A 9,088-nucleotide genomic window follows, 5' to 3' on the forward strand; every position below is an offset into this window, starting at 1 on the left:
CCGCCGCCGGCTGCAAGCGAGAGGTCGTCGGGCGCGCCCGATGCCAGAGAATCTCCGATTCTCGCTGGACGCGGCGAACGCGAGCGGCGAAGCCGCGAGCCGTGAGCCGCGAGGCTGGGAGGCGTGAGGTGCGGGCTGCGGGGCGGGACGCAAAGGGGCAGCCGCGAGCAGCGGATCACCGGTGACGAACTCGACCACGCCCGACGGTCCGAACGGAGCCGGCATGAACGTGTCTGAGTTCCGACTAGCACTCCGGAACGACGGTCAGTCCGCCACCGCCTCGGAGTCCGCGGTCGCGGCCGCGGGGTCTTTTACCCACAGGTCGCCGAACAGGTCGTCCTGCTGGAGCCGGATCGAGCCGCGGTGGGCCATGAACAACAGCGCGAGGTACGTCATGAACGGCCGCCCGCCCGCCGTCTCGATCTCCGCGAACAGCACCTCGGTGCGCCCGCGGTCGAAGTGCGTCCGGAGCACGCCCTCGATGTCGTCGATGACCTCCTCGATGTCCTCGTCGTGGGTGCGCTCTGTCGCCTCGCCCGCGGTGGGCTCGCCCTCGCTGCGGAACTCGTCGCCCGTGTGGTAGTCGACCGTCTGCGTGCCACGAGCGTGCCCGCTCGGCGACCCGGTGGTGTCGTACTCGCGGGAGTCCTTCCACCACGAGCCGCGCTCGGCCTCGCGGAGCTCCCGGACCAGCTCGTCGAGCGTCTCCGGCGACCCCCGGGTGTGTTTCCGGTCGAGCCGCCGGTCCATCTCCGCCTCCAGCTGGTCGACGGGGTCGAACCCGTCCTCGGCGGGGTCGACCGCGCCGCCCTCCATCGCGGCCTCCCACGGCTCCGGTCCGGGCGCTTCGTCCGTCTCGTCGTCGTCGGCCAGCATCCCGTCGCTTTTCATCCGGAGCAGGACGCTGGCGTAAAAGAGCGCCCGCCCGGTCGTCCGGAGGTCCGTCTCGTCGAGCTTCTCGAGGAACGCGTCGGTCACCCGCACGATGTCGATGTCCCACGGCTCGATCTCGCCCTCCTCGGCGAGCTGGACGAGCAGTTCGACGGGCTCGACCTCGTCGTCGTCGGGTCCGGCCGGGTCGCCGTCGTTGTCGGCCGCGTCGTCGCCGGCCGGGTCGCCGTCGTTGTCGGCCGGCTTCGCGTCGCTGTCCTCGTCGGGACTGGCTCCGCCGCCGGGGAGGTCCGGCGTCGATCCGGCGCCGCCGCGCTGGCTCGTCAGGTCGAGGTCGGGGACGCCGCCGTCGGTGCGATCGGGGCCGTCAGTCATCTGCGGTCACCTCCGACTCCTCGTCGGCGTCGTCGCCGAACCGCATCCCGGTCACCGCGGAGCGGTTGTCCCCCTGCATCGTGACGCCGATGGCGCGGTCGGAGCGCTCTAACAGCGCCGACCGGTGACCGACGACGACGAACTGCGCGTCCGCGGCCAGCTCCTCTATCATCTCGCCGACGCGCTCGGCGTTGACCGCGTCGAGGAACGCGTCGATCTCGTCGAGCGCGTAGAAGGGCGCGGGGTTGTGCCGCTGGATCGCGAAGATGAACGAGAGCGCGGTCAGCGACTTCTCGCCGCCGCTCATCGCGTCGAGCCGCTGGACCGGCTTGTCCGCCGGCTGCGCCTTCATCGTCAGTCCCTCCTCGAAGGGGTCCTCGGGGTTCTCCAAGAGCAGCTCCCCGCTGCCCGCCGAGAGACGCGCGAAGATGTCCTGGAAGTGGTCGTTTATCGATTCGAACGTCTCCATGAACGTCTCCTTTTTTGCCGCCTCGTACCCCTCGATGCGCTCTTCGATCGCGTCGCGTTCCTCGACGAGCACGTCCCGACGCTCCTGTAGCTCTTCGAGCGCCGCCTGGACCTCGTCGTACTCGTCGATCGCGAGCATGTTCACCGGCTCTAACGCCTCCATCTCGGCTTCGAGCTCCTCGATCCGGGACTCGACCGCGTCGAGGTCGGGGATCTCCGCGGGGTCGTACGCGCCGACCTGCGACTCCAGCTCGTCGATCTCCCACTCCAGCCGGTCGCGGCGGTCGGTGAGGTCCTCGAGGTCCGACTCCGCCTCCGCGACGAGCGAGCGCTGCTCGTCGCGCTCGCGGGTGGCCGCGGCGATCTCCTCGCGTAGCTCCTCGCGTTCCGCTTTCAGCTCCGTCAGCTCCTCCTCTAAGTCCGCGATCGCCTCTCGCTTTGCTTCCAGCTCCGCCTCCTTCTCTTCGATCGCCGCCTCGTGCTCGGCGATCGCCGCTTCGGCGTCCGCCTTCCGGTTTTGCGCCTGCTCGACGGTGTCCTGGAGGTCGTCGACCGCGTCCTCGGCGTACCCCTTCTCGAGCTCCAGCTCGTTGCGGCGGCTCTCCAGCGAACTCATCCGGTCTTCCAGCTCCCCGATCTCCGAGCGGATCTCGTCGGCACGCTCGGACAGCTCCGGGATCTTCGAGTCGGCGAGCTCCGCTTCGAGCGCCGCGATCGACTCTTCTGCTTCGGCGATCGACGCGTCGAGCCGGTCTACCGTGGCGTCGAGTTCGTTCATCTCCTCGTCGACCGACTCGCGTTCGGCCTCCAGCTCGTCGAGCTCGCGCGCTAACGACTCGACCCGGTCTTCGGCGTCCGCGAGTTCCGCTTCGGCTCGCTCGACGTCCGCCTCCAGCGACCGCACCCGCTCTGCGGCGTCCGCCTTCCGTTCCCGGGCGTCGTCGATATCCGACTCCAGCTCGTCGATCTCCGCCGACAGCGACTGCCGCTCGTCCTCCAGCTCGGAGATCTCCGTCGCGAGCCGTTCGATCTTCCCGCCGCCAGACTTGCTAAAGGAGTAGCGCGAGCCGCCGCCGGAGCCGCCCGTCATCGCGCCCGACTTCTCGACGAGGTCGCCGTCGAGCGTCACCATCCGGTAGTCGCCCATGAGGTCGCGCGCGGTCGCCATGTCCTCGACGACGAGCGTCGACCCGAGGACGTACGAGAAGATTCCCTCGTAGTCGGCGTCGTACTCCACGAGGTTGCGCGCGAAGTCGACGACGCCCGGCAGCGACGGCTTCCGGGGGAGCCCGCGCTCGTCCATCTCCGTGAGCGGGAGGAACGTCGCGCGGCCCGCGTTGCGCCGTTTCAGGTAGTCGATACACGTCGAGCCGACGCCGTCGTCGTCGACGACGACGTTCGCGAGCCGGCCGCCGGCGGCCGTCTCGCAGGCCTCGGCGTACTCCGCCGTCACCGATCCGAGCTCGCCGACCGCGCCGTGGACGCCGTCGATGCCGCCGTTTTTCACCTCCGTCACGGCGCGGGGCCACGAGGCGTCGCCGCGCTCGTCGGCGGCGGCCTCCAGCTTCGCGTACTCGTTCTGTTTCTCGCGCAGCTCGGATTCGATCGCCTCGAGCCGCTCGCTCTTCTCGGCCTTCTCCGCGAACAGGTCCGCGACCGCGTCCTCGATCGTCGCCTCGTTCTTCTCGGCTTTGTCGAGCTCGCTTTGTAGCTCGGAGATGCGCGCCTTCTGCTCGGGGATCGACTCGCGGACCGCTTCCAGCTCCTCGCGCGTCTCGCTCACCGCGTTCGACCGGCGTCGCGCCTCGTCGAGCAGGCGATCCTTCTCGCGTTGGGTCTCGTTTTTCTCCGCGCGCAACGCTTCGAGCGCCTCCTTCTCGTCGGCCAGCTCGGCTTTCAGCTCGTCGAACTCGGTGTCGGCGCCCTCGATCTCCGCCTCCACGTCGGCGAGCTCCGAGCGCTTCGTGGCGAGCTCCGATTTCACCGACGCGGTCTCGACTTTCACCTCGCGGATCTCCGCTTCGAGCTCCTCGATCGTCTCCTGCTTACGGTCGATCTCGACGAACGCCTCGCGTCTGTTCGTCTCGGCCTCGTCGGCGCGCTCCTCCGCGGCCTCGATCTTGTCCTCGAGCCGCGATATCTCGCCTTTGGTCTCCTCGATCTCGGCGCGGATCTCGATCTGCTCGTCCTCGCCTTTGGTCTCGATCTCGTGGGTGAGGTCCGCCAGGTCCTCTTCCAACCGGGTGAGCTTCCCCTGTCTGGCGTCGAGCTCGGCCCGGAGGTCCTCGAGTTCCGCCTCGGCGTCGTCGATGTCGGCCTCGACGCTCGCGAGCGACTCGCGTTTCTCCTCCAACTCGGAGGCCTTCAGGAAGCCGCGGTACTCCTCTAGCTCGTCGCGGAACTCCTGGTACTGGAGGGCGGTCTCGCGCTCGTCGGCGAGCTGGTCGAGCCGCTCCTCCTTCTCGCCGATCCGGAGGTCGGCCTCGCCTATCCGGTCTTCGACCGTGTCCAGCTCCTCGTAGGCGGCCTCCTTCTTCTCGTCGAACTCGGCGACGCCCGCGATCTCGTCGAGTATCCCCCGCCGCTGGTAGGGAGTCATGTTGATGATCTCGGTGACGTCGCCCTGCATCACGACGTTGTACCCCTCCGGCGTGACGCCGGCGGCCGCGAGCAGGTCGCGCACGTCCGAGAGGTTCACCGACCGGCCGTTGAGGTAGTAGTACGAGTAGTAGTTGTCCTCGGTCTCTTTCACCCGTCGCTTGATGGTGATCTCCGAGACGTCGCCGACGTTCTCGGTGCCGGCAGCGGAGACCACCTGCGACCGGTCGAGCGTCCCGTCCTCGTTCGACAGCACCACCGTCACCGACGCCTCGTTCGGCCCGCCGGCGTCCTCGCCGTCCTCGTGGCCGGGGTTGTAGATGAGGTCCGTGAGCTTCTTGGCTCTGATCCCCCGGGTACGGGCCAGTCCGAGCGCGAACAGGACGCCGTCGATGATGTTCGACTTCCCGGATCCGTTCGGTCCCGTGACGACCGTGAAGTCGTCGTAGAAGGGGATCCGCGTGGTCTGCCCGAAGCTCTTGAATCCGTCGAGGACGACTTCGCTGATGTGCATGTCTCGCGGGAGGGGACGGCGTTACGCGACGATGATGTCGCTGTCGTTCGACTCCTCGGTCTCCTCGCCGTCGGTCGCGGCGTCCGACGCCGCTTCGTCCCGTTCGGAGCCGGCGTCGGCACCGTCGACCGCGGCGTCGCCGTCGTCTGCGCGCTCGACGACCTCGACGTGGTCGTCGGAGTGGGTCCGCCGCTCGCCGTTCGCCTCGGTCGGGTCCGCCTCGGACCGTTCCGACGCCGGCGGCTCCACCGGCACCTGCTGGTCGTCTTCGAGCTGTCTGACGCGCTCTTTCATCTCGACGAGCTCCTCGGTGAGCCCGTTGACCGCTGCCTGCAACTCGGCGACCTGGCGTTCGAGGTCCTCGACCCGATTACTCATGTACACACGTGCCCGCGCGACCCGTATAAATCTGCGTCAGACACACGTGTGACCACGTGACACGATCTGTGGCCACCGATCCCGCCGCCTGCGGGCGATTCCGACGAGAGGGCCCGAGACGTTTCGCCGATCCGAAACGTGTCTGTCGGCCGTCCGACGCGAGGAGAAAATACTTGTAGTGTGGGTGACTCTCGTGGCGTATGAGCAAGATCACCTTCCGGGCCGACGACGACCTCGTCGAGCGCCTGGAAGCGTGTGACGCCTCCAAGAGCGAGGTGATGCGGGAGGCCCTCCGGACCCACCTCGACGACGCCGGCGAGGAGTCCGACGCGTCCGACGAGAGCGTCGACGCCGCGCTGGCCGGCCGGATAGACGACCTCATCGCCGACCGCCTCGACGAACTCCTCGACGACCGGATCGACGAGGCGGTAGCCGCGCGGCTCGGCGACCGGACACCTCCCTCGGCGTATACGCCCGAGAACGCCGGCGAGATCAACGTAAACGTCACGCTCGACGCGCCGAACGCCGACGAGGACGACGCGCGTGTGACGCGTGAGACGTCGTCGGAGCCGGAGACGAATACACGTAAGACGCGACCCGATCCCGACGTGCAAACGCGCGAAAACGCCTGTGGCGGATGTGGCGAAAACGTGCCGAACGATCACGTATACTGTCCGAACTGTGGTGAGAAGCAGTCGCACAGGGCGTTCTGTGAGTGCGGCGACGAACTCCGGACCGACTGGGCGTTCTGCCCCGGATGCGGACGACGGACCCCGGCAGCGGACGTTTTGAAAGACTGATATCTGGAGCGTCAGCGGCGTAAACGCCTCGATTCGGGCGTTTTCGCCTTTTGTCTTACAGTCGCCGGTACTTTTATATAGATAGCCTCGGTGGATGCAACTGCGTAAGACGGTCGTCTTACAGCACCCGGCCGCTGCGGGGTACCCCTCCGCTGTCGGGCGGTTCGGCGCTGTAAGACACACGCGATGCGTGTTCGCCGTCTTACCGGGGGAATAAACATGGAGCGTGTGACACTACGAATCCCGAAACAGCAGATAGACGAGGTCGAACAGATGGTCGAGACGGGCGAGTTCCCGAACCGGAGCGAGGCGATCCGGTCTGCCGTCCGTGAGATGTTGAACGAACAGGACGGCGAGCGCGAGGAGCGCGGCCGCAGCCGCAACTGGGCCAAGGTGTAATTCGATGCAAGATCTCGTTCAGGACGCCCTCGACAACGCGGAAGCGGAACAGCGCGAGATGGACGCCAGCATGGACGACGACGAGTTCGGGGACCCCCGAATCGTCATCGTCGGCGCGGCGGCGCCGGCAACAACACCATAAACCGGCTGTACAACATCGGCGTCAACGGCGCCGATACCGTCGCGATCAACACGGACAAACAGCACCTCAAGATGGTCGAGGCCGACACCAAGATCCTCGTGGGCAAGTCGCTCACACAGGGGCTCGGCGCCGGCGGCGACCCCAAGATGGGCGAGCGCGCGACGGAGATGGCCCAGGGTACGATCAAAGAGGTGCTCGGCGACGCCGACCTCGTCTTCGTCACCGCCGGGATGGGCGGCGGCACCGGGACGGGCGCGGCACCGGTCGTCTCGAAGATCGCCAAAGAGCAGGGGGCGATCGTCGTCGGGATGGTCTCGACCCCGTTCAACGTCGAGCGCGCCCGCACGGTCAAAGCCGAAGAGGGGCTGGAGACGCTCCGCAACGAGGCCGACTCGATCATCGTCCTCGACAACAACCGGCTGCTCGATTACGTCCCGAACCTCCCGATCGGCAAGGCGTTCTCCGTGATGGACCAGATCATCGCGGAGACGGTCAAGGGGATCTCCGAGACGATCACCCAGCCGAGCCTTATCAACCTCGACTACGCCGACATGTCGACAATCATGGACCAGGGCGGCGTGGCCGTGATGCTCGTCGGCGAGACCCAGGACAAGAACAAGACCCAGGAGGTGGTCAACGACGCGATGAACCATCCCCTCCTCGACGTCGACTACCGCGGGGCGAGCGGCGGGCTCGTGCACATCACGGGCGGCCCGGACCTCACGCTGAAGGAGGCCGAGGGGATAGCCGACAACATCACCGAGCGGCTGGAGGCGAGCGCCAACGTCATCTGGGGCGCCCGCATCCAGGACGAGTACAAGGGGAAGGTCCGCGTCATGGCGATCATGACGGGCGTCCAGAGCGCGCAGGTGCTCGGTCCCTCGACCCAGAAGCAGGCCGACAAGTCCCGCGCCAGCATCGACGGCGACCCCGGGGACTCGCGCTCGCGGGCGGCCGAGGCCAACGGGGCTACGGCCAGGGGTGCCAGCGAGGGCGGCGCGTGGGAGTCCGACGGCGGCAGCGATCCCGTCGAGCAGAACAACGGCCTCGACGTCATCCGCTGACCGAGGGCGACCCGCACGCTGCCGCCCCGCGCGAACCGCGCGGGACGGCCGCGCGGCGATCCGTCAGGCCGCCTCGATCGAATCGAGCAGCCGGCATTTTCGACAGACGTCTCGGCTCGTCTTCGAGCCGCAGCGCTCGCACGCGGAGAGCGTCGACGCGCCGTTTTTGGCCCCGTCGTCCTCCCCGTCCTCGCGGTACGCGTCGGCGGCCAGCGCGGACAGCTCCTCGTAGCCCGCCATGATCGAGTGGCGCGCGCCGGGGTGGTTGGCTTCGAGGTCGTGGATCAGCGACTGGATCTCGCCGCGGTACGCCTCCGCGGCGTGGGGACACTCGGCCATGTGCGTCGGTAGGTCGCGGACGTGACAGTACAGCGCAACCTCCTTTTCGGGCACGTCCCGCAGCGGCTTCGCCCGCGGGACGAACGCGTCGGTGCGCTCGCGCTCGTCGAACGGGCCGAGCGAGGCGTCGAAGTGCTTGGCCACTTGTCGCACGTCGCCCTCCAGGAAGTTCATCAGCGCCGTCTGCGCCTCGTCGTCGAGGTTGTGGCCGGTGAGCAGCTTGTCGGCGTCGAACTCGGCGGCGTACGTTTCGAGGAGGTCCCGGCGGAACACGCCGCAGTACGCGCAGGCGGCCATGTCCTCGGGGTCGTCCTCGACCACGTCGTCCATCTGGACGCCGAACTCCTCCTCGTAGGAGACCACCTCGTGGCGCAACGAGAGGTCGTCGGCGAGCGTTCGGCAGGCGTCGAGGCTGGCGTCGCGGTACCCCTCGATCCCCTCATGGATCGTCAGCGCGAGCATCTCGACGCGCGGGTCGCGGCCGAACACGTCGTCGAGGATCGTCGTCAGCGCGACGCTGTCTTTCCCGCCGGAGAGGCCGATCACCCAGCGGTCCGGGTCCTCGGGGGTCGCGTCCGGGTCGAGCAGCGAGTCCTCGCGGACGCGGCGTTTCACGCGCTTCTCGACCGACCGGCGGAGGTGCTCTCCACAGAGGTGCGCGCCGGAGTAGGCGGCGTGGTGGATCGCGTCGGCCCCGCACTTGTCGCACTCCATCGGTGTGCGGTTGCGGACGCGCGCGGATACCCGTTTCGGGCCGCGGACGGCGCGGACGGTGACGCCGCGGGCGGGAGCGAGGAGGACGTCAGTCGTCGAGGAGCGCGCGCGAGGAGTTCGCCACGACGAGCAGGCTCGACGCGCCCATCGCGACCGCGGCGAAAAGCGGGTTGAGCAGACCGGTCACCGCGAGCGGGATGGCGACGGCGTTGTACAGGAACGCCCAGCCGATGTTCCCCTTCACGCGCCGGCCGGCCGCCCGCGCGAGGTCGAAGACGGTCGCCACCGACCCGAGGTCGTCGTCGACGATCGCCACGTCGGCCGCGTCGGCCGCCATGGCGGTCCCGCCGCCGAGCGCGATCCCGAGGTCGGCCGCGGCGAGCGCGGGCGCGTCGTTGGTCCCGTC

6 protein-coding genes and 2 pseudogenes are annotated in these 9,088 nt (G+C 68.3%); 3 read left to right on the plus strand and 5 right to left on the minus strand.

The genetic code is table 11. The annotated features are described in order from the left end of the window. Window positions 1-264: 264 nt before the first annotated feature. Genes GJ633_RS10905 through GJ633_RS10915 form a run of 3 tightly spaced genes read right to left on the minus strand, consistent with a single transcriptional unit; the run spans window position 265 to window position 5,224 of the window. Complete coding sequence (locus GJ633_RS10905; RefSeq protein WP_156588856.1) at window positions 265-1,266, minus strand: ScpA family protein; 1,002 nt, start codon at window positions 1,264-1,266, stop codon at window positions 265-267. Continuing rightward, window positions 1,259-4,846 carry a chromosome segregation protein SMC gene (smc, locus tag GJ633_RS10910; RefSeq protein ID WP_156588857.1) on the minus strand — a complete coding sequence of 1,196 codons (3,588 nt, stop codon included), beginning with the start codon at window positions 4,844-4,846 and terminating at the stop codon, window positions 1,259-1,261. The genes GJ633_RS10905 and smc overlap by 8 nt, the downstream gene beginning before the upstream one ends. 21 nt (window positions 4,847-4,867) lie before the next feature. Beyond that, on the minus strand, window positions 4,868-5,224 hold the full coding sequence (locus GJ633_RS10915) for a bZIP transcription factor (protein ID WP_156588858.1): 357 nt from the start codon (window positions 5,222-5,224) through the stop codon (window positions 4,868-4,870). 200 nt (window positions 5,225-5,424) lie between these two features. Here GJ633_RS10915 and GJ633_RS10920 point away from each other — a divergent pair, with 200 nt between their 5' ends. The 3 genes and pseudogenes from GJ633_RS10920 to ftsZ all read left to right on the plus strand — a co-directional run bounded on the left by GJ633_RS10920 (window position 5,425) and on the right by ftsZ (window position 7,629). Then, window positions 5,425-6,024, plus strand: a complete 600-nt coding sequence (locus GJ633_RS10920; protein WP_156588859.1) for a zinc ribbon domain-containing protein — start codon at window positions 5,425-5,427, stop codon at window positions 6,022-6,024. A 219-nt stretch (window positions 6,025-6,243) separates the two neighbouring features. Then, entirely contained in the window at window positions 6,244-6,423 is a 180-nt protein-coding gene (locus GJ633_RS10925) for a ribbon-helix-helix domain-containing protein (RefSeq protein ID WP_156588860.1), read from the plus strand. A 4-nt stretch (window positions 6,424-6,427) separates the two neighbouring features. Then, a pseudogene (ftsZ, locus tag GJ633_RS10930) lies at window positions 6,428-7,629 on the plus strand (cell division protein FtsZ). A gap of 63 nt (window positions 7,630-7,692) precedes the next feature. Here the strand turns inward: ftsZ and GJ633_RS10935 are convergent. Both GJ633_RS10935 and GJ633_RS10940 read right to left on the minus strand, forming a co-directional pair. After that, a complete protein-coding gene (locus tag GJ633_RS10935; RefSeq protein ID WP_156588861.1) occupies window positions 7,693-8,682 on the minus strand; it encodes a TIGR00269 family protein in 990 nt (329 codons plus the stop codon). 88 nt (window positions 8,683-8,770) lie between these two features. Next, a pseudogene (locus GJ633_RS10940) lies at window positions 8,771-9,088 on the minus strand (cation-translocating P-type ATPase); the annotation flags it as partial.

The sequence above is a fragment of the Halorubrum sp. CBA1125 genome (genome assembly GCF_009742825.1).
GTDB lineage: Archaea > Halobacteriota > Halobacteria > Halobacteriales > Haloferacaceae > Halorubrum.